23 protein-coding genes are annotated in these 25346 nt (G+C 73.9%); 12 read left to right on the top strand and 11 right to left on the bottom strand.

Translation table 11 applies throughout. The features are described from left to right. Positions 1-46: 46 nt before the first annotated feature. On the bottom strand, positions 47-1246 hold the full coding sequence (locus tag AC5L3C_RS18205) for a cytochrome P450 family protein (protein ID WP_493649908.1): 1200 nt from the start codon (positions 1244-1246) through the stop codon (positions 47-49). Between the two features lie 107 nt (positions 1247-1353). Here AC5L3C_RS18205 and AC5L3C_RS18200 point away from each other — a divergent pair, with 107 nt between their 5' ends. From AC5L3C_RS18200 to AC5L3C_RS18190, 3 genes are all read left to right on the top strand, one after another. Continuing rightward, positions 1354-2067: a TetR/AcrR family transcriptional regulator gene (locus tag AC5L3C_RS18200; protein ID WP_493649907.1), complete on the top strand. Its 714-nt coding sequence runs from the start codon at positions 1354-1356 to the stop codon at positions 2065-2067. Positions 2068-2182: 115 nt separating this feature from the next. Continuing rightward, on the top strand, positions 2183-2563 hold the full coding sequence (locus AC5L3C_RS18195; RefSeq protein ID WP_493649906.1) for a MerR family transcriptional regulator: 381 nt from the start codon (positions 2183-2185) through the stop codon (positions 2561-2563). 239 nt (positions 2564-2802) lie between these two features. After that, positions 2803-3006 carry a cold-shock protein gene (locus tag AC5L3C_RS18190; protein WP_004985680.1) on the top strand — a complete coding sequence of 68 codons (204 nt, stop codon included), beginning with the start codon at positions 2803-2805 and terminating at the stop codon, positions 3004-3006. A gap of 84 nt (positions 3007-3090) precedes the next feature. Here AC5L3C_RS18190 and AC5L3C_RS18185 read toward each other — a convergent pair whose 3' ends face one another. Both AC5L3C_RS18185 and AC5L3C_RS18180 read right to left on the bottom strand, forming a co-directional pair. Then, the gene (locus AC5L3C_RS18185) at positions 3091-4002 is read right to left on the bottom strand and encodes a serine hydrolase (protein WP_493649905.1); all 912 of its coding nucleotides are present in this window, start codon (positions 4000-4002) and stop codon (positions 3091-3093) included. Then, complete coding sequence (locus AC5L3C_RS18180) at positions 3999-4961, bottom strand: LysR family transcriptional regulator (protein WP_493649904.1); 963 nt, start codon at positions 4959-4961, stop codon at positions 3999-4001. Before AC5L3C_RS18180 ends, AC5L3C_RS18185 begins: the two co-directional genes overlap by 4 nt. 85 nt (positions 4962-5046) lie before the next feature. Here AC5L3C_RS18180 and AC5L3C_RS18175 point away from each other — a divergent pair, with 85 nt between their 5' ends. Both AC5L3C_RS18175 and bla read left to right on the top strand, forming a co-directional pair. After that, the gene (locus AC5L3C_RS18175; protein ID WP_493649903.1) at positions 5047-6666 is read left to right on the top strand and encodes a penicillin-binding transpeptidase domain-containing protein; all 1620 of its coding nucleotides are present in this window, start codon (positions 5047-5049) and stop codon (positions 6664-6666) included. A gap of 28 nt (positions 6667-6694) precedes the next feature. Next, entirely contained in the window at positions 6695-7618 is a 924-nt protein-coding gene (bla, locus tag AC5L3C_RS18170) for a class A beta-lactamase (protein WP_493649902.1), read from the top strand. 21 nt (positions 7619-7639) lie between these two features. Here the strand turns inward: bla and AC5L3C_RS18165 are convergent, their stop codons facing one another. Together AC5L3C_RS18165 and AC5L3C_RS18160 are read right to left on the bottom strand one after the other, a co-directional pair. Then, on the bottom strand, positions 7640-7957 hold the full coding sequence (locus AC5L3C_RS18165; RefSeq protein ID WP_493649901.1) for an antibiotic biosynthesis monooxygenase family protein: 318 nt from the start codon (positions 7955-7957) through the stop codon (positions 7640-7642). Positions 7958-8041: 84 nt separating this feature from the next. Next, positions 8042-8908, bottom strand: coding sequence for an SCO2400 family protein (locus AC5L3C_RS18160; protein WP_493649900.1), 867 nt, complete (start codon positions 8906-8908; stop codon positions 8042-8044). A gap of 280 nt (positions 8909-9188) precedes the next feature. Here AC5L3C_RS18160 and AC5L3C_RS18155 point away from each other — a divergent pair, with 280 nt between their 5' ends. The 3 genes from AC5L3C_RS18155 to AC5L3C_RS18145 all read left to right on the top strand — a co-directional run bounded on the left by AC5L3C_RS18155 (position 9189) and on the right by AC5L3C_RS18145 (position 12673). Further along, the gene (locus tag AC5L3C_RS18155; RefSeq protein ID WP_493649899.1) at positions 9189-10343 is read left to right on the top strand and encodes a sugar ABC transporter substrate-binding protein; all 1155 of its coding nucleotides are present in this window, start codon (positions 9189-9191) and stop codon (positions 10341-10343) included. Between the two features lie 64 nt (positions 10344-10407). Beyond that, the gene (locus tag AC5L3C_RS18150) at positions 10408-11358 is read left to right on the top strand and encodes an RNA polymerase sigma-70 factor (RefSeq protein ID WP_493649898.1); all 951 of its coding nucleotides are present in this window, start codon (positions 10408-10410) and stop codon (positions 11356-11358) included. Positions 11359-11470: 112 nt separating this feature from the next. Further along, on the top strand, positions 11471-12673 hold the full coding sequence (locus AC5L3C_RS18145; protein WP_125505232.1) for an NAD(P)/FAD-dependent oxidoreductase: 1203 nt from the start codon (positions 11471-11473) through the stop codon (positions 12671-12673). Positions 12674-13017: 344 nt separating this feature from the next. On the opposite strand, the gene AC5L3C_RS18140 is transcribed toward AC5L3C_RS18145, so the two are convergent. The 4 genes from AC5L3C_RS18140 to AC5L3C_RS18125 all read right to left on the bottom strand — a co-directional run bounded on the left by AC5L3C_RS18140 (position 13018) and on the right by AC5L3C_RS18125 (position 17775). After that, a complete protein-coding gene (locus tag AC5L3C_RS18140; RefSeq protein ID WP_493649897.1) occupies positions 13018-15111 on the bottom strand; it encodes an ATP-binding SpoIIE family protein phosphatase in 2094 nt (697 codons plus the stop codon). Between the two features lie 92 nt (positions 15112-15203). Next, the gene (locus AC5L3C_RS18135; RefSeq protein ID WP_493653924.1) at positions 15204-15839 is read right to left on the bottom strand and encodes a response regulator; all 636 of its coding nucleotides are present in this window, start codon (positions 15837-15839) and stop codon (positions 15204-15206) included. After that, positions 15839-17044, bottom strand: a complete 1206-nt coding sequence (locus AC5L3C_RS18130; protein ID WP_493649896.1) for a sensor histidine kinase — start codon at positions 17042-17044, stop codon at positions 15839-15841. The genes AC5L3C_RS18135 and AC5L3C_RS18130 overlap by 1 nt, the downstream gene beginning before the upstream one ends. 68 nt (positions 17045-17112) lie before the next feature. Continuing rightward, positions 17113-17775 (bottom strand): DedA family protein, encoded by a 663-nt coding sequence (locus AC5L3C_RS18125; RefSeq protein WP_493649895.1) that lies wholly within the window; start codon positions 17773-17775, stop codon positions 17113-17115. 275 nt (positions 17776-18050) lie between these two features. Here AC5L3C_RS18125 and AC5L3C_RS18120 point away from each other — a divergent pair, with 275 nt between their 5' ends. Together AC5L3C_RS18120 and AC5L3C_RS18115 are read left to right on the top strand one after the other, a co-directional pair. Then, positions 18051-18626, top strand: a complete 576-nt coding sequence (locus AC5L3C_RS18120; RefSeq protein ID WP_493649894.1) for a DM13 domain-containing protein — start codon at positions 18051-18053, stop codon at positions 18624-18626. Between the two features lie 171 nt (positions 18627-18797). Then, a complete protein-coding gene (locus tag AC5L3C_RS18115; protein WP_493653923.1) occupies positions 18798-20150 on the top strand; it encodes a DUF5933 domain-containing protein in 1353 nt (450 codons plus the stop codon). Positions 20151-20155: 5 nt separating this feature from the next. On the opposite strand, the gene AC5L3C_RS18110 is transcribed toward AC5L3C_RS18115, so the two are convergent. Further along, the gene (locus AC5L3C_RS18110; RefSeq protein ID WP_493653922.1) at positions 20156-20938 is read right to left on the bottom strand and encodes a polysaccharide deacetylase family protein; all 783 of its coding nucleotides are present in this window, start codon (positions 20936-20938) and stop codon (positions 20156-20158) included. Positions 20939-21112: 174 nt separating this feature from the next. Continuing rightward, positions 21113-22309: a L,D-transpeptidase gene (locus AC5L3C_RS18105; RefSeq protein WP_493649893.1), complete on the bottom strand. Its 1197-nt coding sequence runs from the start codon at positions 22307-22309 to the stop codon at positions 21113-21115. A gap of 209 nt (positions 22310-22518) precedes the next feature. On the opposite strand from AC5L3C_RS18105, the gene AC5L3C_RS18100 reads away from it, so the two are divergent. Beyond that, positions 22519-23706 carry a lipid II:glycine glycyltransferase FemX gene (locus AC5L3C_RS18100; RefSeq protein WP_493649892.1) on the top strand — a complete coding sequence of 396 codons (1188 nt, stop codon included), beginning with the start codon at positions 22519-22521 and terminating at the stop codon, positions 23704-23706. Next, positions 23703-25331: a murein biosynthesis integral membrane protein MurJ gene (gene murJ / locus AC5L3C_RS18095; RefSeq protein WP_493649891.1), complete on the top strand. Its 1629-nt coding sequence runs from the start codon at positions 23703-23705 to the stop codon at positions 25329-25331. Before AC5L3C_RS18100 ends, murJ begins: the two co-directional genes overlap by 4 nt. Positions 25332-25346: the final 15 nt, after the last annotated feature.

Below are 25346 nucleotides of genomic sequence, written 5' to 3'. Positions count from 1 at the left end.
GGGACGCCTCAGGGTCGGCTCCGGGGACGCCCGGGGAGGCCGGCCCTCAGGGGCGCCCGGCCGCCCGGCCCGGCCGCACCGGGAGCGCGGTCAGCCCGCGCAGCAGCGTGCTCGAACGCCAGACGAGGGACTCCGGGGCGGCGTCGAGGGCGAGACGGGGGTGCCGTTCCAGCAGGAGGCGGAGGGCGACGGCGCCTTCGGCGCGGGCCAGCGGGGCGCCCAGGCAGTGGTGCGCGCCGTGTCCGAAGGCGAGGTGGCCCTGGGGGCGGCGGGTGATGTCGAAGCGGTCGGGGTCGGGGAAGGCGAGCGGGTCGCGGGAGGCGGCGGCCAGGGAGACGAGCACCGAGTCACCGGCGGCGACCGGGGTGCCGGCCAGGTCCAGAGGCTCCGCGGCGAAGCGGAACGCGGCCGAGTGGACGGGGGAGTTGAAGCGCAGCGACTCCTCGATCGCGGCGCCGGTCAGGTCCGGGTCGGCGCGCAGCAGATCGAGCTGGCGGGGGTGGGTCAGCAGGCTGTGCACCGTCGCGGAGATCAGGTTCACCGTCGTCTCGTGCCCGGCGACGAGGAGGAGGAAGGCCATGCCGAGGAGCTCCTCCGGGGGCAGGCGGTCCTCGGCGTCCCCGGCCAGGTCCGCGAGCACGGAGTCGTCGGGGGTGCGGGTCTTCTCGGCGATCAGGCCGGTGAGATAGCCGGCCAGCGCGGCGCCCGCGGCGCCGGCGGTCTCCTCACCGGTGGGCATGACCAGCTCGTTGGACCAGGTGTGGAAGGCCGCGCGGTCGGCCTCGGGGACGCCGAGGAGGCCGCAGATGACCGTGACCGGCAGCGGCAGCGCGTAGCCGCTCACCAGGTCGGTGCCGCCCGTCTCCGGCAGCCGGTCGAGGAGCCCGCGGGCCACGGCCTCGATGCCGGGACGCAGGGCGGCGATCCGGCCCGGGGTGAACCGGCCCGCCACCAGCCGCCGCAGCCGGGTGTGGTGCGGCGGGTCGCTCTGCAGCATGTTGCGGCCGATGGCGTGGCCGCCGTCGGTCTCCCAGGTGGCGGAGTGCCGGATGTCGTTGCGCAGCCGGGGATCGGTCAGCGCGGCCCGCGCCGCCTCCCGCGTCACCACCAGCCAGGCGTCGCCGCTCCCCGGGACGTGCACACGGTGCACCGGGCCCTGCTGCCGCAGTGCCGCGAGCACGGGGAACGGGTCGGCGGCCGGGTCGTGGCCGTCGGGGGACAGTTCCTGAAGGGTGGGCGCTCGCACGTCGCCGTCCTCTCCGTGCCGAAGGTAAGTGGGGAGTGGTCCCCGTTTCTTTCGGTGACGATAGCATCCGGTCGGGGAGTGCTCCCCGCTTCGTACGGAGGAAGACGATGACCGAGGGTGAAGAGCCCACCGCACCCGCGCCCCGGCGGCGGCGGGACGCGCGGCGCAACCGGGACCGGCTGGTGGACGCGGCGCACGCGGTCTTCGCCGAGCAGGGCCTCGACGCCCCGCTGGACGTGATCGCGCGCCGCGCCGGGGTCGGCAACGCGACGCTGTACCGGCACTTCCCCACCCGCGCCGCCCTCGTCGACGCCGTCTTCCACGACCAGCTGACCGGCACCATGGCGGCCGGCGAGCGCGCCCGGACGGCCCCGGACGCCTGGACCGGCCTGACCGGCTACCTCCGGGCCGTCTTCGCCACCCTTGCGGCCGATCGCGGCACCAACGACCTGATGACCACCCGTCTGCCGGACGTCGAGGTCCTCCAGGCCGTGCACGCCCACAACCGCGACACCGTGGGCCTGCTGCTGGACCGGGCGCGGGCGCAGGGCACCGTGCGCCCCGACGTCACCACCGAGGACCTGCTGTTCGCCCTGGCCGCGCTCGGCCGCGCCGTCCCGCCCCTGACCGCGGCCACCGCCCCCGACGCCTGGCACCGCCCCCTCGCGCTGTTCCTCGACGGCCTGCGGGCCGGCCCGGCCGCGCCGCCGCCCCTGCCCGGCAGCGCCCTCACCGAGGCCGAACTCGGAGCCGTACTCGCCGACATGGGCCCGCACCGCACCCGGACGGCGGACGAGAAGAGGACGCGAGCGCGCACCTAGCCGTGGACATCTGTCCCGGCCGCGGCAGTTTTTCCGCCGAGGCGACTAGAGTTCTCTTCCGGGGAAACCCGTCCCCGTGGCGGACCGTGCCGTTGTGGTCCGCGGAAAGGTGCGCATGCCCTCGGAAGGTCAGCCGTACGCCGACGGCCGGCAGCCGGACCAGGACCGGCTCCCCGTCGCCGACCGGCTCGACGACGATCATTTCCCGGCCTACACCATGGGCAGGGCCGCGGAACTGGTCGGAGCCACACCCGCGTTCCTCCGCGCCCTGGGCGAGGTGGGGCTGATCACGCCGACGCGTTCGGACGGCGGCCACCGCCGCTACTCGCGCCATCAGCTCCGGCTGGCCGCCCGGGCCCGTGAGCTGGTCGACCAGGGCACCCCGGTCGACGCCGCGTGCCGCATCATCAGCCTCGAGGAGCAGCTGGAGCAGGCCGAGCGGGCCAACGAGGAGCTCCGCGGGCGGGGGACGGACGCGGTGCGCCGACCCGGGTGAAAATCTGTCGCCGCCGGAACAGAAATACCGCTTCCGCTGCGGAAAATCTCTTTCCCAAACACGCCGTCGGTGTTTTATTCAAGTGATTTTCCTTGCTTGCCGCGGCCCTTTCCCGTGCTAGGCTGACGTCAGTTGCAGTTGTGGTTGCCAGTTTGCTACCGGGTCTCCGGGCAGGTGATCATCGCGACGATGTAGGGATTCGTAAAGTGCGAGTTCCGACACTGTCTCAGGAGATTTATATGGCCACCGGTACGGTGAAGTGGTTCAACTCGGAAAAGGGCTTCGGCTTCATCGAGCAGGACGGCGGCGGCGCTGACGTGTTCGCCCACTACTCGAACATCGCCACCTCGGGCTTCCGTGAGCTCCAGGAAGGCCAGAAGGTGACCTTCGACGTCACCCAGGGCCAGAAGGGCCCCCAGGCGGAGAACATCGTTCCCGCCTGACCCGAACCCAGGGTTTGAGAGCAGGGCCCCGCACGTCACGTGCGGGGCCCTGCTCCTTGTTTTTCCGCATCACCCGTCCGGCGTTTATTCCGCGTTATTCCCCGCCCGCCGGCGTGTGCGCGACTCCTCCGCCCGTAGCGCGTCCACCGCGATTCTCGCCGCCGTTCCGATCACCGCGTCGGCCGCCGGAAGAGTGGCGGCGGTGTGCGCGGTCCGGGTGAACACGGCGACGGCGTAACGGCCCCCGTCCGGGTACTCCACGACGCCCACCTCGTTGCGCAGGGTCGGCAGCGTGCCCGTCTTGCCGGCGACATGGACGTCGTCGAACGGGAAACCGGAGGCCAGCCGGTGCGGCCACACCTGGAGCCCCATGATCCGGCGCATCGCCGCGCCGTGCTCCGGCGTGCACGCCTCGTCCCGCCACACGGCGGCCAGCAGCCGGGTCAGGTCGCGCGGGGTGCTGCGGTTGGTGCGGGCCGGATCCAGCGCCCGCAGCCGGGTGATCACATGGGGGTCGGCGAGCGCCCGGGCGCCGTTCGGACCGGCGTCCTCCCTGACCATCGCGAGCATCTCGCCGAAGGAGTGCACCGCGCGCGTCCGGGTCAGGCCCAGCCGGGCCGTCGTGGCGTTCACGGCGTCCAGACCCACCCGGCGCAGCAGCAGGTCGGCGGCGGCGTTGTCGCTGACCGCCATCATCAGATAGGCCAGGTCGCGCAGGGACAGCCGGGCCGTGTCCAACATCGCGGCCACTCCGGTGGGGCCCGCGGTGCGGTCGGCGGGCAGGCACTCCACCTGCTCGGTCAGGTCGAGCCGGCCCGCCGCGTCCTGGGCGTGCAGCGCGACCAGGAGACACAGCTTGTGGACGCTGGCCGTGGGGACCGGCCGGTCCGCCCCGGCGTCGAGCTGCACCCCGGAGTCGATGCCGACGGCGTGCAGCCGGCCGGTGACGCCGGCGTCGGCGAAGGCGGCGTGAATGCGGGCCACGGCGTCGGTCACAGCCAGAACTCCGATGCCGGTCGCAGGTGCAGCGGACGGGTCGGCGCGTCGGTGGTCGCGCCGGCGGTGGTGCGCAGGGCGTGGGTGGCCGCCTCGGCGAAGGCGTGCACGGCGGCGTCGCCGCGCCCCGCGGGCCAGGCGGCGGAGTGCCGCAGGGCCGGGGCCCCGCCGGTGAGCGGACGCCAGACGACATCCGTCTCCCCCGTGGACGGCGGCCTGGCATCGCGCGGGCACAGGGCGACGGCCCCGGCGGACAGGACCAGGCCCCGTACGAAACTGTCGCCCTGGCCGTGGCGCACGGCGGCCGGGGTGAAGCCGCCGCGGGCGCAGGTGGTCAGCAGGTCGTCGTAGAGGGCCGGGGCCGCGGAGCGCGGGAACAGGATCAGGTCGTGGCCGCTCAGCGCCGCCAGGGGCACCTCCTCGAGCCGGGCCGCCCGGGCCCCGCGCGGCAGCAGCACACCGAGCTCCCGCCGCAGCACCGGTCCCAGCTCCAGGCCCGCCACGTCACACGGATGGTGGACGATGCCGACATCGAGTTCGTGGGCCGCGAGCCGGGCGAGCTGCTGGGCGGTGGACAGCTCGTGCAGCTCCAGCTCCAGACCGGACCGGCGGCGCTCGAAGTCGGCGAGCAGGGCGGCGACGGTCGGGCCGGACAGGTCCGGGGGGAGCGCCGCCCGCAGCAGCCCGGTCTCGCCGTCGCGCACCCGGCGGGCGGTGGCGAGGAACGACTCCGAGCGGGCGAGGACCTCACGGGCCTCGGTCAGCAGCAGCCGGCCCGCCTCGGTGATCGTCACACTGCGGCTGGTCCGCTCGAACAGCCGCACGCCCAGCTCCCGTTCCAGCCGCTGGATGCGCTGGGACAGCGGCGGCTGCGCCATCCCCAGACGGGCCGCGGCACGCCCGAAGTGTGACTCTTCTGCAACAGCCACGAAGCACTCCAGGTGCCGCACCAGGTCCACGACCAGTCATCATATCGAGTATTAATCGTTTCATGATCCATATCGGTCTTGGACGCACGGTGCCACCCCCTGCTGGGGTCGGAGCATGAACACCTATCCCGACCTCTCCCCGGGCGGCCCCCGCCGCCCGCGCAGAATTGCCAGGTCCCTCACCGCCGTGGCCGTCGTGGCCGCGGTCGCGGCGGGCGGCGCGTACGCGGCCGGCCTCGGCCCCTTCGAGAACGACACCGGACCCGATCCCGAGGCGGTGTCCGAGGCCCGGGCGTTCCTCGCCGACTGGGCGGCCGGACGGCTGCCGGACGCCGCCGCCCGCACCACCGGACCCGACCGCGCGGAGCAGATCCTGGGCAGCTTCACCTCCGGGCTCGACATCGAGAAACCGCGGCTCACGGCCGGGAAACCCCAGGAGGGCGACGACGGCACCCTCACCGTGCCCTTCACCGCGCGGATGCCCGTCAAGGGCCTCGGCACCTGGACGTACACCTCGGAGCTGCCGCTGCGGGAGCAGGACGACGGGACCTGGAAGGTGGAGTGGAAGCTGTCGGTCGTCCACCCGAGACTCAGCGACACGGAGAAGTTCCGCCTCGAGCGCGAGGAGAGCGCGCCCGTCGAGGCCACCGACCGCGACGGCGAGACCCTGACCGGCACCACCCACCCCTCCCTCGCGCCGGTCCTCGCCCAGCTCGCCGGGGCCGCGGACGGCGGCCCGCGCGGCGCGGTGCACCTCGTCGACCGGGCCACCGGCGAGATCGAGCGCACGGAGGCGTCCTTCGGCGGCGAGAAGCCCCGGGGGGACGACGGCCCCGTCCGCACCACCCTCGACGCCCGCTGGCAGGCGGCCGCCGAACGTGCCCTGGAGCGGGCCGACGCCAAGAACGCCGCGCTCGTCGCCCTGCGCATCGACGACGGCGAGATCCTCGCCGTGGCCAACTCGCCCGCCGCAGGCTTCAACCGCGCCGTCTCCGGCACCTACGCCCCCGGCTCCACCTGGAAGATCGTCACCAGCAGCGCCCTGCTGCTGAAGGACGCCGTGGCACCGGACGACGTCGTGGACTGCCCCAAGTACCTGACGGTGGGCAAGCGCTTCCAGAACGTGGAGACGTCGGAACACCCCGGCGCCACCTTCCGCAAGGACTTCACCGAGTCCTGCAACACCGCGTTCATCAGCCTGCGCGGCGAACTCGGCGAGGGCGAGCTCGGGGACGTGGCGAAGAAGTACTTCGGGGTCGGCCAGACCTGGCACGTGGGCATCCCCTCCTACGACGGCTCGGTGCCGGTGCCGCGCGACGCCACGGAGAAGGCCGCGTCGATGATCGGGCAGGGCCGGGTTCAGGCCAATCCGCTGATCATGGCGTCGGTCACCGCGACGGCCGTGTCGGGCACCTTCCACCAGCCCACGCTCGTCGACGGCACCGAGGACACCACCCGCACCACCCCGCTGCCCCGCGAGGTCGTCACCCAGCTGCGCGCACTGATGCGCGCCACGGTCACCGAGGGCACCGCGCGCGTCCTGGCCGGCCTGCCCGGCGAGATCGGCGCCAAGACCGGCACCGCCGAGGTCTCCGACGAGCAGGACAACAACGGCTGGATGGTCGCCCACCGGGGCAACGTGGCCGTGGCCTGCGTCGTCGAGGAGGGCGTCACCGGCGGCGGCTCGGCGGGGCCGGTGATCCGCGAGCTGCTGTCCGCCGTCCCCGAGTCCTGACCGCACCGAACGAAAGAGAGCGTCCTTCGTGACCTCACAGCCTTCCCGCCGCGCCCTGCTGCTGGCCGCGGCCCTCGCTCCCGTGGCCGGGTGCGCCACCGGCGAGGAGCAGGGCCGCGACGGCACCGCGGCACCGTCCTCGCCCTCCTCGGGCCGGGGCGCACCCGCCCCGGTCACCCCCCGGAGCCTCCCCGGCCTCGAACGCGAGTACGGCGCCCGCCTCGGGGTGTACGCCGTCGACACCGGCACCGGGGCCACCGTGGTCCACCGCGCCGACGAACGCTTCGCGATCTGCTCCGTCTTCAAGACCCTCGCCGCGGCCGCCGTCATGGACCGCGGCCCGCTCTCCCGCCTCGACAAGCGCGTCCGCTACACCCGCGACGACCTCGTCACCTACTCGCCGGTCACCGAGAAGCACACCGGCACCGGCATGACCCTGCGGGAACTCTGCGACGCCGCCGTCCGCGAGAGCGACAACACCGCCGCCAACCTGCTGCTGCGCGACCTCGACGGCCCGGCCGCGCTCAATGCCTACCTGCGCGGACTCGGCGACTCCGTCAGCCGCCTGGACCAGTACGAACCCCATCTGGGCGGCAACCCGCCGAAGGACCCCCGGGACACCACGACCGCGCGGGCCGTCGCCGCCGACTACCGCGCCCTCGTCGTCGGCGACGCCCTGCCGGCCGCGAAGCGGACGCTGCTGACGGAGTGGCTGGTGGGCAGCACCACCGGCGGGGAGCGCATCCGGGCGGGCGCCCCCCGCGGCTGGAAGGTGGGCGACAAGACCGGGACCGGCGACTACGGCCGGGCCAACGACGTCGCCGTCCTGTGGCCGGAGCGAGGCGCCCCGCTGGTGCTGGCCGTCCTGACCGACCGTCCCGACCGGGACGCGGAGCCGAGCAACCCGCTGGTCGCCGAGGCCACCCGGCGCGTCCTCGAAGCCCTCCGCTGAGGCGGGGCGGGCGACGGGGAGTCAGCCCTCCTTGGGCGCGGCCTGCTGGACCACCTCGAACGACCAGAGCGTGGCGTCCGTGGCCGCCGGGCGGGGCTTGTCGCCCTGGGCCCCGTGGGCGGCCTGCCCCCGGCCGGCGGCCCAGCGCCGGAAGTCCTCCTCGCTGCGCCAGCGGGTGTACACGAGGTAGGTGTCGGTGCCCTCCACCGGACGCAGCAGCTCGAACCACTCGAAGCCGTCCGAACTCTCCACCGCCCCGGCCCGCGCGGCGAACCGCTGCTCCAGCGTCTCGCGCTGCTCGGGCGGAACGGTGAGGACATTGATCTTCACGATGCTCATGTCCCGATGGTGCCGCAAGGACGGCGTCCGGCGCGCGGCGGGTCAGCCCACGCAGAGGATCCGTCGGCCCACGCAGAGGACCGGTCAGCCCACACAGAGCACCAGGAGGCAGAGCCGGTCGGACTCCGTCTCGCCGGCCGGCGGGGTGGCGGGGGCCGGCTGGGTGCTCTCGCCCCGGTCCGAGCCGCCGGACGCGTCGCCGTCGTCCGCGGCCGGGGGCGGCGTCGTCGGCGGGGTGGTGGCCGTGCCGGAACCGGACGCGGAGCCCGCCCCCGACTCCGTGCCCGTGTCGGCGCCGGAGCCCGCGTTCCCGCGCGCATCGGCGCGGGCGCCGGAGCGGGAGACGGACTCCGGGGCGGTCGTGCGCGACTCGGGCGTCACCTCCGTACGCCCCTCGGTGGCGCCGTCGGTGTGGGTGCGGGACGGGGCGGGGGACGCCTGCGTGCCTCCGGTCCGGGCCCGGCGCTGCTCGTCGTCGCCGGCCGGCGACCGCGGCGTGCGGTCCGGGGAGGCGGGCGTGGTTCCCGGGTCGGTGGTGCCGTCCGCGGGTCCCGTCGCGCCGCCCAGCCCCCGGTGGTCGGGTGCCGTGGCGGCCTGGGCGCGGTCCCCGGAGCCCCGGTCCATCGAGGCGACGGTCAGTCCGCCGCCCACGAGGGCCACGGCCGTGGCGACCAGGGCCCGCCGCTGGGTCTTCCTCCAGCGGGTCTGCTGCCGCCGTCGCGCCGCCCTGCCGGTACCGGCGACCGATGGCGCGGCCGCCGGTGACGCCCCGTCAGCGGACCGCGGGGCGGGGGCGGACACGGCCTCGGCGGGCTCGGCCGCCGCACCCACCGCACCGGGGACGGTGTGGCCGCCGACGAGGCTGGGCGCGATGTCGGGTGCGTAGGCACCGCAGCCCGGGCAGACCAGGGCGCCGTTCAGATGCCGGCGACACGTGGAGCAGTAGTCCATCCGCTGTCTTCCTGAGTTGACGTACCGACCGCCCGGGAGGCGAAGGGCACGGAGGGGGAACGACCACGCTAGCCAGGGCCACGATGCACTGTGTGCAGCCCGTGTGTCTCTCCTGCGCCCATTCTCTGTGTGACCCGCGGGAAGGCGGTGAACGGGGGGGCGCATCACGTCACAAACTCCCACGTAACGGCAATTAATGACAACCTTTCAGGTAAGAGTTGATCGTTGCACTTGACGTCGTACCGCGGTGCGCGTTGGCTATCCAGTCACTTGGTCGCCCATGCCGCACGTTCGCCCGGAAGGCCTTCTTGTGAACCCCCGTACCAACTCCGTGCGCCGCTCTGTCCTGTTCCTGACCGCTGCGCTGTCGACCCTGGCGCTCGCCGGCTGCGGCCTGGACGACGCGAGCGACAACGCCTCGGGACGAGAGGCGAGACGTTACGACATCACCGTCGGCCTGCTGATGCCCGACAGGAAGACGACGCGCTTCGAGGAGTTCGACCACCCGCTCATCGAGCAGCGGCTCGCCTCCGTCACCCACAACCAGGGCAAGCTCGTTCACGCGAACGCCGAGGGCAGCAAGGACAAACAGAGCGAGCAGTTCAAGCGGATGATCGCCGACGGCGTCGACGTGATCCTGGTGACCGCGGTCGACGCCGCGGCCGTCGCGTCCGACGTGAAGAAGGCGAAGGAGGCGGGCATACCCGTCATCGCCTACGACCGCCTGGCCCAGGGGCCGATCGACGCGTACGTGTCGCACGACAACGAACTCGTCGGCCAGGTGCAGGGCCGCGCTCTGGTGGAAGCGCTCGGTGAGGACGCCGCAAAGAGCAAGGTCGTCATGATCAACGGCTCGCCCGCCGACCCGAACACGGGGCTGTTCAAGGAGGGCGCGATGAGCGAGCTGGACGGCAGGGTGGACATCGTCGGGACGTACGACACCGACGAGTGGCTGCCCGAGGTCGCCGCGGAGAACATGCGCGAGGCACTCAAGAAGGTCGGCGCCGACGAGCTCGACGCGGTGTACTCGGCGAACGACGGCATGGCCGGCGCCGTCATCGAGGTGCTGGAGGACGCGGGCGTCACCGATCTGCCGCCGGTCACCGGGCAGGACGCGGACCTCGCGGCCGTGCAGCGGATCGTCGCGGGCAGGCAGTACATGACGGTGTACAAGTCCTTCCTGCTGGAGGCGACGGGGGCCGCGGACATGGCGGTGGCGAAGGTGCAGGAGCGTTCGATCCAGTTCGACGCCCTCGCCGGGGACCGCATCGACAGCCCCACGCACAAGGACGTCCCGGCGATGCTGGTCCCGGTGGTCGCCCTGACGAAGCAGAACATCGAGGAGACGGTGATCCAGGACGGCGTCTACACCGCCGAGGACATCTGCACCGAGCCCTACGCGGAGGCCTGCACGGAGATCGGCCTCACTTCGTGAGGCGGGCACTCCGGTGGCCCACACCCTTGCCGGGGACGGCGGCGTGAAGTCGTAGGATCCGGGCATGGCTCTGAGCGCGCGTGACGTGGAGCGGTTCATGGTCTCCAAGCCCCGGCTGGAGGCCATCGCCTACCGGCTGCTCGGCTCCGCGAGCGAGGCCGAGGACGCCGTGCAGGAGACGTTCCTGCGGTGGCAGGACGCCGACGTCGACCGCATCCGGGTGCCCGAGGCGTGGCTGACCAAAGTGCTCACCAATCTGTGCCTCAACCAGCTCACCTCCGCCCGCGCGCGGCGCGAGACCTACGTGGGGCAGTGGCTCCCCGAGCCGCTGATCGCCGGGGACCCGATGCTGGGGCCCGCCGACACCGCCGAACAGCGGGAGTCGGTGTCGTACGCGGTCCTCGTCCTGCTGGAGCGGCTCACGCCGAACGAGCGGGCCGTGTACGTGCTGCGGGAGGCGTTCGAGTACGGGCACCGGGAGATCGCCGAGATCCTCGACATCACCGAGGCGGCCAGTCAGCAGATCTTCCACCGCGCCCGGAAGCACCTCGCGCGGGGCAGGGCCCGTACGGAGATCGACGAGGCCGCCGCCCGCCGGATCGTCGACGAGTTCCTCGCCGCCGCCACCAGCGGCCGGACCGAGCCGCTGGTGCGGCTGCTCACCCAGGACGCCGTCTCGGTCGGCGACGGCGGCGGAAAGGTCCCGGCCCGCGCCAAGGCGTTCGAGGGGGCGCGCGCGGTCGCGACGTTCCTGCGCGGCCTGTTCCTGCCGGGCAAGGCCAAGCGGGACATGGTCGGCGGCGCCACCCCCGAGGTCTACGCGACGACCGCCAACGGGGACCCCGCCGCGGTCGTGGTCGTCGACGGCCGGGTCATCGGCGTGATGTGCCTGGAGGTCACCGGCGAGGGCATCGCCGCCGTCCGGAACCAGGTCAACCCCGACAAGCTCGAACGGGTGACCGAGCGCTGGGCGGCCACCGAGCACGGGGAACCCCTGGTGCGCGTCGCCCTCTGAGCCGCCCGGCGCGGTGCGACGGGCGACGTGACGGGCGTCACATTTCACACCTGTCAGGAATCGGCGGCCTGCCCGGTTCAAGGGGTGAATCCGCTGACGACAGGAGCAGGCCATGCAGCACCGCATCATCGTCCTCGGCGCCGGCTACACCGGGGCCACCGCCGCCGGACGCCTCGCCAGGCGGCTGCGCCGGGAAGACGTCGCCATCACCCTGGTCAACGCCGAGCCCGGCTTCGTCGAACGTGTCCGCAACCACGAGGTGGCCGCCGGCCGCGCGGTCAAGCCCCGCCCGCTGGCCGACATGCTCGCCGGAACCGGCGTGGACCTGAGGATCGCGCGGGTCACCGGCGTCGACGTGGACCGCAGGACTGTCACCGTGCGGGACGACGACGGCGCGGGCGAGCTGGAGTACGACACCCTCGTCTACGCCCTCGGCAGCCGGTGGAACGACCAGGGCGTGCCCGGTTCCGCCGAGTACGCCCACGAGATCGCGAGCCGTTCCGGGGCGCTGCGGGTGCGCGAGCGCCTCGCGGAGCTGGGCGCCGGACGGCATGTCGTCGTGGTCGGCGGCGGTCTGACCGGGCTCGAGGCCTCGACCGAGGTCGCCGAGGCCCGTCCGGACCTCGACGTCTCCCTGGTCACCCGCGGCGGCCTCGGCGACTGGCTCTCCGCCAAGGGCCGCCGGCATCTGCGCAAGGTCGTCGATCGGCTCGGTATCACCGTGCACGAGCACACCGACGTCGCGGCCGTCGCGGCCGACCGGGTCACCACCGGGGGCGGGGACACCGTCCCGGCCGACCTGACCCTGTGGACCACCGGTTTCGCCGTCCACCCGATCGCGCGGGCCACGGGCCTCGAGGTCACCGGCACCGGCCAGATCGTGGTCGACGGGACCATGCGCTCGGTCTCGCACCCCGAGGTGTACGCCGTCGGCGACGCCGCCATGGCGATGGGCCCCGGCGACAAGCCGCTGCGGATGTCGTGCGCCTCGGGCGCGCCCACGGCGTGGCAGGCCGTCGATGCGATCGCGGCCCGGCTGACCGGCGGGAAGCTCCCGAACGTGCCGATCCGCTACTTCAACCAGTGCATCTCACTGGGCCGCAAGGAGGGCCTCATCCAGTACGTCACCGCCGATGACCGCGCCGTGGACATGGCCCTGACCGGACGGCTCGCCGCCGTCTACAAGGAGCTGGTCTGCAAGGGCGCCGCCTGGGCCGTGGCCAACCCGACCCTCGGCCTCCCGACCCGCCGCCGCGCCGTACGGCCCGCGACCCCGTCGGCCCCGGCCGAACCCGCACCGGAAGCAGCGGCCTGACCCCGACCCCGCCCACCGGCCACACCGGCCCGGGCCTCCTGATCACCGGGGGCCCGGGCCGGGACGGTCCGGCAGGACACAGTCGACCGCCGTGACCCGGAACCGGCCGGCCCGTGCCCCGCCGACCGCGCCGCCCCGTCCACCAGTCGCTCCGCGCCGCCTGCTGATCCGAGCGTTCGCGGCGAGTGCCGCCGGGGAATGAGGACGCCTCCCTCATACGGGCGTCGTCCCGCTGCTCACCACGGCCCCGGCCGGTCCCGTCCCGCTCGCGCGCCCGGGTCGGGGCGCCTCCCCCCGCGCATCCGCCGGGCGGCACGGCCCAGCGGGCCGGGGTCACCGGCCGCTCACAGCTCCGCCGCGTCCGCCAGGTCGAAGGCGTCCATCAGGGTCAGCGGGTCCGCGGGGGTCCCGCCGAGGTCCTGCTCGGACCAGATCGTCTTGTCCCGGCGGCTGTGCCGCACGCCCCACTGGGAGCTGAGCCGCATCACGATGTACAGGCCCCGCCCGCCCTCGTCGCTCGTGCGGGCGTGCCGCAGCCGCGGGCTGACGGTGTTGGCGTCCGTGACCTCGGACAGCAGCCGCTGCTGGTCGTGGATGAGCCGCAGCCGTACCGGACCCTTGCCGTAGCGGATGGCGTTGGTGACGAGTTCGCTCACGATCAGTTCGGTGGTGTAGGACGCCTCGTCGAGGTGCCAGGACGCGAGCTGCCGGTCGACGAGCCGGCGGGCGGTGCCCACCACGGAGGGGTCGGGGGGCAGCGTCCAGTCCGCGACCTGTTCCGGGGTCAGCGCGTGGACGCGGGCGAGCAGGAGGACCGCGTCGTCCTGACGCGAGGGCGCCATCCGGTACACGGCGGTGTCGCACAGCTCCTGCAGCGGCCGGGAGGTGGTGGCGAGGACGTGCTCGAGGTCGTGCCGGGCGGCCGTCTCGCCCTCCTTGCCGGAGGCGAGGAGGCCGCGGGTGCACAGGGCGACCAGGCTGCCGGGAGCGAGCTGGACCACCGTCGGGGCGAAGGGCTGCTCGCCGCCCGCTCCCAGCGGCAGCCCCTTGGGCACGTCCACGGCGAGCGGCGCGCCGTCGGGGTCGACGACGACGGGGGCGGGGTGTCCCGCGCGGATCAGGGTGCACTGACGGGCGACGGGGTCGTGGACGGCGATCGCGCAGGTCGCCGTGTGACGGTCCTCGGCCGGGCTGTCGGCCGCCGGGAGCTGCGAGACGACGTCGTCCAGATGGATCAGCACCTCGTCCGGCTCCAGGTCCTGCAGCGCCAGCGTGCGCAGGGCGATGCGGAGCTGGCCCATCGTGGCCGCCGCCTCGATGCCGTGCCCGGTGACGTCACCGACGACCAGGGCGACCCGGGTGCCGGAGAGCGGGATGACGTCGAACCAGGCGCCGCCCGCCCCCTCGGGCAGGTACACATGGGCGGTGTCCACCGCCGAGAGCCGGGGAATGTCCCCGGGCTGGAGCCTGCGCTGGAGCGCGGAGGCCACGGTGTGCTCCCGGCGGTAGCTGCGCGCGTTGTCCAGGTGCGCCGACGCGGTGGCGGCCGCCTGCTGGGCGACGTCCAGGTCCGCCTCCTCGAAGTCCTCGGCGCGGTTCCGGTACAGCGTCAGCAGGCCCAGCACGGTCTCCCGCGCCATCAGCGGCGCGACGATCATGGAGCGCACCTCCGCCGCGATCAGCGGGGTGAATCCGTCCCGGTCGGCCGAGAGCCACGGATCGTCCGGGGTGACCCGGACCAGGCGGGCGTGCGTGTCGTTGAGGGCCTGGGTGTACGGGGTGGGGAAGGGGAAGGGCAGGCTGTCGCCCTTCTTCCTGGCCGGCTCGATGGTCGGGGGAGCGAAGGCGACCCGGCGCAGCGGCACATCCGTGGACACGGGACCGGCCCGGGGCGCGCCCCCGCCGGGCCCCTCCTCGAGCAGGTCGACGCCCGCCGCGTCGGCGAAGGCGGGCACCAGCGCGCGCACCAGTTCGTCCGCCGTGGTCTCCACCTCCAGGGTCGAGCCGACGCTCGCGTGCACCTCGCTGAGGACGGCGAGGCGGTCCGCGGCCGCCTGCCGCTCGGTCACGTCCTCGATGACGCCCACCAGCCCGGGGATGCGGCCCTCGCGGCTGGGCAGCGGGAACAGGGACACCTCGATGGAGAGGGTGAGGCGCGGGTCCGAGGGCGAGGGGCCGCGGACCAGCCGGCTGCGCAGGGGCTCGCCGGTCACGAAGACCTCGTCGATCAGCGCTCCGAGCTCACGCGACCCGAATCCGGGGACGAAGTCCTCGACGGGGTGCCCGACGACGTCCTCGGCGGCCAGTCCCCGCACGCCCCGCGCCGCCGGGTTGTAGCGGGTGACCTTCCGTTCGGCGTCGAAGACGAACAGACCCTGGGGCGAGTCGGCGAACAGCGCGTTCAGCACGGTGGTGTCGTCGACCGGACAGCCTGTCACCGCACGCTCCCTTCGCGGACCTCCCTCACTCACCTTCTCGCATCACCGGTGCGCGGCAACTCGGACCGGCCGTGCGTCCGGCGGCCGGGCGCCTACGACTCCAGGTACCGCAGCACCGCCAGGATCCGGCGGTTGTAGCCCGTGGCGTGGGGGAGTTCGAGCTTGTCGAAGACCGTGTTGAGGTTCTTCTCGACCGCGCTCAGGGAGATGTGCAGCTGCTCGGCGATGGCCGCGTTGGTGTACCCCTGGGCGAGCGTCTCCAGCACACTGCGCTCGCGGGGCGTCAGCCGGGCCAGCGGATCGCCGTGCGTCGTACGGATCACCAGCTGCCGTACGACCTCGGGGTCGATGGCCGCGCCCCCCGCGTGCACCCGCTCCAGGGCGTCGAGGAACTCCTCGACCTGGGCGACACGGTCCTTGAGCAGGTAGCCCACGCGCTCCGCGCCCTCGGCGAGCAGCTGGGCCGCGTAGTTGCGCTCCATGTGCTGGGAGAGCACCAGCACCCCGACGCCGGGCCACCGCCGGCGGATCTCCAGCGCGGCCCGCAGCCCCTCGTCGGTGTGGGTGGGCGGCATCCTGATGTCGACGACGACCAGGTCGGGTGGGTGCGCCCCGACCTCCCGCAGCAGCGCGGCGGCGTCCCCGACCGCGGCCGGGACCTCGTGTCCCTCCTCGGTGAGCAGCCGTACCAGCCCCTCCCGCAGCAGGGTCGAGTCCTCGGCGAGCATTACGCGCACGGCAGCTCCGCGGTGATCGTGGTGGGTCCCCCGGAGGGGCTGTGGACGTGCAGCCGACCGTCCAGCGCGCCGACCCGGCTCCGCAGCCCGGTCAGTCCGCTGCCCGCCGGGTCCGCGCCGCCGGCCCCGTCGTCCTCCACGCGGACGACGAGCACGGCGCCGTACGCCCGCACGCTCACGTCGATCCGCGTGGCGACCGCGTGCTTGGCGGCGTTGGTCACGGCCTCCGAGACGACGAAGTACGCGGCGGTCTCGACGGGGGCGGGCAGCGGACCGGTGAGGGCGTAGTCCATCCGGACGGGGAGGGCGCACCGCTCGGACACCCCGGCGAGCGCCTCCCGCAGCCCCTGGCTGTCCAGCGCCGTGGGATAGACCCGCCAGGCGACCTCCCGCAGCTCGGTCAGCAGCTCCCGCGACTCCCGGTGGGCCTGCTCCAGCAGACGGTCCGCCTGTTCCGGCGTACGGCCCCGGCGGGCGCGTCCGAGCAGCATCGCCAGCGCCACCAGACGCTGCTGCACCCCGTCGTGCAGGTCCCGCTCGATGCGCCGGCGCTCGGTGTCCACGGCCCGCAGCACCGCCGCCCGGCTGGTGGCGAGCTCGTCGATGCGCCGCCGCAGCAGTTCGCCCTCCGAGGGACCGAAGCTCTCGCGGGCCAGCCGTGCGTCGAACGACTCCAGCGCCACCAGGCCCTGCACGTTCAAGAACAGCAGCACCCCGCCGAGCAGCCCCTGGACCAGCAGTTCCCGCCAGCCCAGGGTGCCCCGTACGAGGCTCGCGACCAGCAGCCCCGCCAGGACGGCACCGAAGGCGAGCAGGCCCGCCACGACCCCGGTGACCAGGCCCGCCCAGACCCGGACGGCGAGATGGCGCAGGATCCGGTGGCCGGGGACGGGACGGTCGGGGAAGCGGTCCCCGAAGAACACCGAACGGCGCCGGCGGTCGAGCGCCGTCAGCCGGCGCGCCCCGGCGACCAGGGCGGCCAGGGCGCGGTGACGGGTGCGCGGCCACAGCAGCAGCGGACCGAGGGGGAGGCCGGCGATCAGGAAGTACAGCGCCCCCAGGGCCGCGGTGGCACAGCCGAGCAGCAGTCCGGCGGCCCTGCGCGGCAGTGCCGGAGCGGGCGCGGGCCCGCCTGACGGGGATGTGGGGGCCGTCGGGAGGGGCCGGGCGCCGAAGTCCGCCGATTCCTCCTGCACGCCTGGTGAGCGTAGTCGCGCGGCACAGCCCGGACAAGATCGTCCGGCCGGTGCGGGGACGGGGCCGGTCACGAGGCGCGGCGGTGCCGGGCGGACCCGCGGGTGCGCAGCCGGGTCACGACGTAGAGCGCCAGTGCGGCCGCGGCCAGGACCAGGACGGCCTTGCCGGCGAACCCGACGTACGTCCCGACCGTCTCCCACCGCTCGCCCAGCCAGTAGCCGGACAGGACGAGCGCCGCGTTCCACATCAGGCTGCCCAAGGCGGTGAGCGTCACGAAGACGGGCAACGGCATGCGTTCCACACCGGCGGGTACGGAGACGAGGCTGCGGAAGATCGGGACCATGCGGCCGAGGAGGACCGCCTTCGTCCCGTGCCGGGCGAACCACTGCTCCGTCCGCTCCAGGTCGGACACCTTGACCAGCGGCAGCCTGGCCCAGATCGCGTACATGCGTGCGCGGCCGAACAGCGCGCCGGCCCAGTAGAGGACGGTGGCGCCCACCGTGGAGCCGAGGGTGGTCCACAGCAGGGCCGGGAGGAGACCGATGACCCCCTGCCCGGCGGCGAATCCGGCCAGCGGCAGGATGATCTCGCTGGGCAGCGGCGGGAAGAGGTTCTCCAGGGCGACGGCGAGACCGGCCCCCGGCGCGCCCATGGTGTCGACGAGGCCGGCGGCCCAGCCTGCGACGCCGTCGGCGGGTTCCTGGGGCAGAGCCAGGGTCACGAGGTCCATGCGACGTCTCCAGGGTGGCTGCGGGGCGGTCCTCGCGGCGGGTGCCGCGATCCGTCGACCACGCTAGAAACCGCAGATCAGCGCCGGTATGCGGAAGACCGTCGGGTTGCCGCGGCTTCCCGCACCCGGCACCCTGCGGTTTTCCGCAGGGTGCGCGGCGGCGCGGACGTAAGGGTTTCGTCATCCGCCGGGCCGCCCGCGACGGCCGCCGCGTCCGTTGAATGGGGGCAGGACGACGGGGAGGCGGACGGCATGCCTCCGGGAGGGCGGGCGGTATGAGGCGTGGACGGCGTGCACTGACGCGGCCGTGGATGGCCGGGGCGCTGCTGGTGGCGGTCGCCGGGGCCGGGTTCGGGCTGTACTGGTTCCAGCCGTGGAAGCTGTGGGTGGACGAGACGGTCCAGGAGGCGCTGCCCGTCACCGCGGGCACCGCCCCGGCGACGCCCGCCGGGACACCCTCGCCCGACGCCTCCTCCCCCGCACCTTCCCCGGCCGGTCCGGTGACGGTGGCGAGCGGTGAGCTGATCAGCCACGAGCACGCGACCTCCGGCACCGTGCGGCTCGTACGGCTGGCCGACGGCTCCCATGTCGTACGGCTGGAGGGCCTCGACACCAGCAACGGCCCCGACCTGCGGGTCTGGCTGACCGACGCGCCGGTCGTGGAGGGCCGGGCCGGCTGGCACCTGTTCGACGACGGGGAGTACGTCAGCCTTGGCCGGCTCAAGGGGAACAAGGGCAGCCAGAACTACGTCCTGCCCGCCGGCGTCGACCCGGGCCGGTACCGCAGCGTGAGCATCTGGTGCGACCGCTTCGACGTCTCGTTCGGCGCCGCGGCCCTCGCCCGCGCCTGACGCACCGGGCCGGGCGTCTCCGGTCCGAGGTGAACCCGTACTGTGCATCTTCCGTCTTCCGACTGAACGACGGCTGCCCTCACGGGACCGACACCTAAACGAAGCTGACAGACGTTGATACACATACCACCGCAGAACGACCAGGGCGTACGGGAGAGACCCGTGACGCCCGTGTGGCGCCGGCCGAAGGCCGTGCTCTGGACCCTCACCGCCGCCGTGACCCTCGGCTTCCTCGTCGCGCTCGAAGTCGCCGCGCGTCACTACGGCACACCGGGGCCGATCACCCTGCAGGCGCGGGAGGTGATCCACGCCCCCAAGTCGGGGGGGCTGCTGTACGCCGCCATGGCGCTGATGACGGTGGTCCTCACCTGGCGGGAACGCTTCATCGCGGTGGGCGCGGCGATCGGTATCGACCTGGTCTTCCTCGTGGTCAGGTGGGCCGTGGACGCCGACACGGCGGGCGGCCATCCCTTCGGCAACGGCGCCCTGTGGGTGACCCTGGGCGTCGCGGTCCTCGCCCTCACCCGACGCACCGGCCCGGACCGCGTCCTGCTGCTGAAGGGCGTCGGCCTGGCCCTGCTGCTGATGGCAGGCCGCAAGACGGGCGACACCTGGCTGCTCATCACCTCGAAGACCCGCCCGACGGTCTTCGACCAGTACGTCGCCGTCGCCGACCACGCGCTGGGCAACCCGTCCTGGCTGGTGGGCCGGGTCGTCACCGCCTCCGGCTCCGTCGGGTACAACGTCCTCGACTTCGTCTACGGCAATCTCGCGGTGGCCGCGGTCGTAGTGGCCCTCTACCAGCTGCGCCACGTGGTGGCCGAGCGGCGCTTCCCGCGCCACCACCTGGTGCGCACGTTCCTGGTGATCGGCCTCGTCGGACCGGCGTACTACATGATCTTCCCGGTGGTCGGCCCGATCTTCGCCTACGGCACCGGCACCGAGCACTGGGCGGAGGTCGCCCTGTGGTCACCGGACATGGCGCCCACCGCGTCCTGGGCGGTGGCCGACCTGTGGCCGCACACACCCGTGCCGCCGGCCGCCCCGCAGCCCATGCCGTTCGACGGCCTCACGCCGCGCAACTGCATGCCCAGCCTGCACACGGCCTGGGCGGTCGCGATCTTCATCCACACCCGCAAGGGCCCGCGGCCGCTGCGCTACGCGGGAACGTTCTGGCTGATCGCCACGCTCTGCGCGACCCTCGGCTTCGGCTGGCACTACGGCGCCGACCTGATCGCGGGTGCGGTGTTCACCCTCACCATCGAGGCGGCCCTGCGCACCTACGACCGGGGCTGGGACCGGGCGGGGCTCCGGCTGGTCGCCTACGGCACCGTGGTCTTCACCGCGTTCCTGCTGTCGTACCGCTGGCTCCCCGTGCAGATGGCCCACCACGCCTGGCTGGCCGGACCGCTGCTGCTGCTGGCGACGGCCTCGGTGGTCGTCGGCTACGCGCGGACCACCGGGCAGTGGTCCCGCACGGCCGTCCCGCAGCCCCGCCCCGAACCGCAGCCCGAGCCCATCTGACGGTCTTAGCGCACCGGGAAGCCGAAGGTGTAGCCCTGCTCCTTGAGCCAGGGGAGGATGCGGCGCATGGCGTCGAGGGTCTGGGAGCGGTCGCCGCCCGCGTCGTGGAAGAGGATCGTCGGCCCGTTGGCGATCTGCTCCTCGACGGTGGCGACGATGGCGTCCGCGCCGGGCTGCTCGAAGTCCTTGGTGTCCACGTTCCAGCCCAGCGGGCGCATGCCCCGGGAGGCGGCCAGCTCGCGGCTGTAGGGGGTGAACGCCCCTCCGGGCGCCCGGTAGTACATCGGGCGCACTCCCCCGGACGCCTCGACGATCATGCGCTCGGCGTCGAGGATCTCCTTCTTCTGGTAGGCCTCGGACTTGCGGTCCATGGTGGTGTCGTGCGACACGGAGTGGTCGCACAGCCGGTGCCCGGCCGCCACCACGTCCTTCACCAGGTCCGGGTGGGCCTGCGCCTGGATGCCGGTGACGCAGAACGTGGCCTTCACCCCGTGCTCGCGCAGCAGGTCGAGCACCTGGGGCGTCCACGTGGGGTCGGGGCCGTCGTCGATGGTGATGTTGACGCCGCGCTCGCCCGCGTCGGAGGCGTGCACGATGGTCTTCGAGACGCGCTTGACGTCACCGGCACCGCCCGGCGCGGCCGGCGCGGACGCCTGCGGCGCGGAACCGCGGTTCACGGCGTCGGCCTGCGCCGTCCACACCGAGGCCCCGACGGCCAGCGCCGTCACCGCGAGCGCCGCCCCGGCCATCTTGCCGTACCAGCCCCGTACCCCACCGTGCCGCGCCATGTCCGCTCCGCCTCCGCTGTTGTTCATCGCCGTGGATCACCTGAACCCACTGGGCGAGACGAGCGATACGCGGCCGGGGATCCGTCCGTTACCGATCACGGACAATTCCGGGGAAGTTCGCTGACAACAGGGGGGACTTGGGGCACGGCAGGTGGTGTGCCGGTCACCGTGCGCTCAGCGCAGGGCGCTCCTGTCCCGCCACTCGCTCCACGAGAGGTTCCACGCGCCGAAGCCGTTGCCGGGCGCGACCACACCCTTGGTGTCCTTGCCGCTGATCTCGAACGGGTCGCCCGGCCGCACCTGCCCGTAGAACCAGGCCGCGTCCGCGTCGCTCATGCCGATGCAGCCCGAACTCCGGTTGGCCCGGCCGAAGTAGCGGGCGTTCCACGGGGCGGCGTGCGCGTACATGCCGGACCAGGTCAGCCGCATCGAGTGGTCGACCATCTTGTCGTAGGCGTCGCCCAGCCCGACCGTCTCGGAGTTCATGTTGATCGTGCCCTCCTTGGCCATGAGCACGGCGGTGCCGCGCCAGGATCGCTTGTCACCGCCCGGCGTGCCTCCCGAGACCGGGATGTGCCGGACCGTCCTGCCGTCGCGGACGAGGGTGAGCCGGTGGCGGTCGAGGTCGACCCGGACGATCTGCCGGGCGCCGACGGTGAAGGTGGTCGAGTAGTCGCGGACGAACCACCCGCCCTCCGCGCCCGAGTGCACGCCGTTCAGCCGGGCGTCCAGCGTGACCTCGGTGCCCGGCTTCCAGTACGCCTTGGGCCGCCAGTCCACGCGGTCCCGGCCCGACCAGTCGCGTATCCAGCCCCAGGAGCCCTCGGTGCCGTCGGAGGTGGTGATCCTGAGCAGCTTCTCCACGGCGGCCTTGTTCTCGACCGGGTGGTCGAAGACCAGGGAGACGGGCTGGGCGACGCCGACGGTGGAGCGGGCGCCCGGCCGCCAGTCGACCTTGTTCACCTTGTCCGCCGGGGCCGTGCTGAAGGCGGCCCGGGTGGTCCGGGAGGTGCCGCCCTCGCTCCGGGCCACCGCCGTCACCGCGTACGACGCGCCGGGTACGGCGTTGCGCCCGGACACCCACGACCGGCCGTCGGCGGACGCCTTCCCGGCCAGTCGGCGGCCCTCGGCGTCGGTGACGGTCACCGAGGTGAGCCTGCCGCCGTCGGCCGTGACCCGCACCGGCCGGCCCGCCGGAACCCGCTCGCCCGCGGGCGTGACGGTGACCGTGACGGGGCGGTCGGCGGCGCTCGGCGTGGTGCCGGTCTCCGGGGTGCCGGCGGAGCCGCCCGGCGAGCAGGCGGCGAGCGGCGCCAGCAGGGCGGCCGCGACGGCGGCCCGGACCGGGGCGAGGACACGGATGCGTGACAACGGGGCCTCCGAGAGGGGCGGAAAGGGGGGTGGACGCCGTGACTGTAGAGCCGCAAAGACCGAGGTCAGCGGCTTCTCGAGGACTGTGACGGCGTCTGGTGCCAAGTGGTCATGGTCCGGTCACATACGCCGGACGGAGCGGTCACGGCCCGCTGTGAACCTCCTGTGTGTCCCCGCCACCGGCCCGGGGAGAAGGAGAGGCTCACACCGTGTCAGCGCTGCTCGTCCCGCCCGGCCGTGGACGCCGGGCGGAGCGCGCGGGCTTCACCCCGCGCCCCATCACCCCGGACACCTACCGCGCGTTCCTCGCCACCCCCCGCGGCGCGGCCCTCGGCGCCGGGTTCCTGCAACTGCCCTCCTGGGCCGAGGTCAAGGAGGGCTGGCACGCCCGGCTGCTCGGCTGGGGCCCGGACCCGGAGGCCGGCGTGCTGACCGGCGTCGCCCTGGTGCTGCTGCGGCAACTCCCGGGCACCCGCAAGTACTTCGCGTACCTTCCTGAGGGCCCCGTCGCCGACTGGAGCGACCCCGGCCTCGACGGCTGGCTCGACCCGCTGCTGGAACACCTGCGCCGCGCGGGCGCCTTCGCCGTGCGCATCGGCCCGTCGCCCGCATACCGGCGCTGGGACGCCGCCCTGCTCAAGTCGTCCACCGGTCCGGGCCGCCGCCTCGCCGATGTCCTCCCCGGGGAGGTCGACCCGCTCGGCACCGCCGTCGCCGAGCGGCTGCGCGCCCGGGGCTGGCGCCGCTGCGGGGAACACGGGGACGGCGACGCCCAGCCGCGGTACGTCTTCCACGTACCGCTCGCCGGACGCACCGAGGAGGACCTGTGGGCCGGGCTCAGCCAGGCGTGGCGGCGCCATGTGCGCCGGGCCCGCAGGGAGGGTGTGGAGGTGGTGGTGGGCAGCGCCGCCGACCTCCCCGCCTTCCACCGGCTGCTCGGCGTCACCGAGCGGCGCGACGGCTTCCGGCTCGGCCGCTCGCTCGCCTACTACGAGCGTCAGTACGCGGCGCTCAACGCCGAGGAGCCGGGCCGGATGACGCTGTACCTCGCCCGGCACCGGGGCGAGATCCTCGCCGCCCACACCCTGATCACCGCGGGCGCCCGCGCCTGGTACCAGACCGGTGCCTCCGCCGACCACCGCCGCGAGGTCCGCCCCTCCCACGCCCTGCAGTGGCGGATGCTGCTGGACGCCCACGCCCGGGGCGCCCACGTCTACGACATGCGCGGGGTACCCTCCACACTCGATCCGGGCGAACGCGCGTACGGGCTGCTGCGCTGGAAGCTCGGCACCGGGGGACACGTCGTCGAGACGTCGGGGGAATGGGAGAAACCTTTGGCCGGCAGCGCCAACCACACGCTCCACCGCGCCTTCCAGGCGTATCTGAACCGCCGATGACGCGGACGACCGCGACGGAGGCGGCGACGGAGGCGAAGCCGGCCTCCACGGCGCGCAGCAGTGCCGTCATGGCCGCCGGTTCCGTCGTCTCCCGCGCCACCGGCTTCGTCCGCTCCGCCGTCGTCGCGGCGGCCATCGGCACCATCGGCCCGGCCGCCGACGGCTACGCGGTCGGCAACGCCCTGCCCACCATCGTCTACATGCTGCTCCTCGGCGGCGCGCTGAACGCCGTCTTCGTGCCGGAGCTGGTCAGGGCCGCCAAGGAGCACGCCGACGGGGGCCGGGCCTACACCGACCGGCTGGTCACCGTCTGCGTGCTCGCGCTGCTGGCGATCACCGCGACCGCGGTGTGGGCGGCGCCCGCGATCGTCGGCGCGTACAGCGGCTACACCGGCGAACAGGCCGCCATGACCACGGCGTTCGCCCGCTACTGCCTGCCGCAGATCTTCTTCCTGGGCCTGTTCACCCTGCTCGGCCAGGTGCTCAACGCCCGCGGCCGGTTCGGCGCGATGATGTGGGCGCCGGTGCTCAACAACGTCGTCGTCATCGCCGTGTTCGGGCTGTATCTCGCGCTGTCCCCGGGCGGCGACGGGGGCGTCCTCACCGCGGCCGAGACCGCCGTCCTCGGCTGGGGCACCACCGCCGGGATCGCCGCCCAGGCCCTCGTCCTCCTCCCCGCCCTGCGCGCCGCCCGGTTCCGCTGGCGGCCCCGCTTCGACTGGCGCGGCAGCGGACTGACCCGCCCCCTGCGCTCGGCGGGCTGGCTGGTGCTGCTGGTCCTGGCCAACCAGGCCGCCTACTGGGTCACCACCCGACTGGCCACCACCGCCGGCCTCGAGGGCGGCCCCGGCTACGGCGCGTACACCCACGCCTATGCCCTGTGGGCCGTACCGCACGGCATCGTCACGGTCTCCGTGGTGACCGCGCTGATGCCCCGGATGAGCGCGGCCGCCGCCGACGGCGACACCGGCGCCCTGCGGCACGACGTCTCCCACGCCCTGCGCGTCAGCGCCAGTGCCGTCGTACCCGCCGCCTGCGCGCTGTTCGCCCTCGCCCACCCGGGCATGGCCCTCGTCTTCGGCCACGGTAGGACCAGCGCCGCCGACACGGCCGCCATGGCGGGGATCCTGATGGCGTTCGCGCCCGGACTGATCGCCCTGTCGGGCCAGTACGTCCTCTCCCGCGCCTTCTACGCGCTGTCCGACACCCGTACGCCCTTCCTGCTCAACCTCGTGATCGTCGCCCTCAACGCGGGACTGTCCCTGGCCGCCGCCCAGCTGCTGCCGGCCCGCTGGGCCGTCACGGGCATGGCGGGGGCGTACTCCCTGGCGCTGTGCGCGGGCTGGGCGGTGACGGCCCGGGTGCTGAGCCGGCGGCTCGCCGTCGCCCGGCCCCTCCGGTCGGGCGCGGCCGGCGCCCACGCCCGGCTGCTCCTCGCCGCCGTCCCCGCCACCGCGCTGGGCCATCTCGCGGCCCGGGGAACCGCACCGGCGGGGGCGGCACTCTCCACACTCGTCGGCGCGAGCGCCGTCGTCCTCACCTTCGCCCTGCTCGCCCGTCCGCTGCGGCTCGCCGAACTCGACGCGCTGCTCGCCCGCCTCCGCCGGACACGGACCCGGACCTGACCACCACCGAGGGAG

The organism is Streptomyces speibonae (assembly GCF_984686075.1).
Note: the sequence above shows the minus strand (reverse complement) of the source record. Positions and strands in the feature narration are given on the sequence as shown.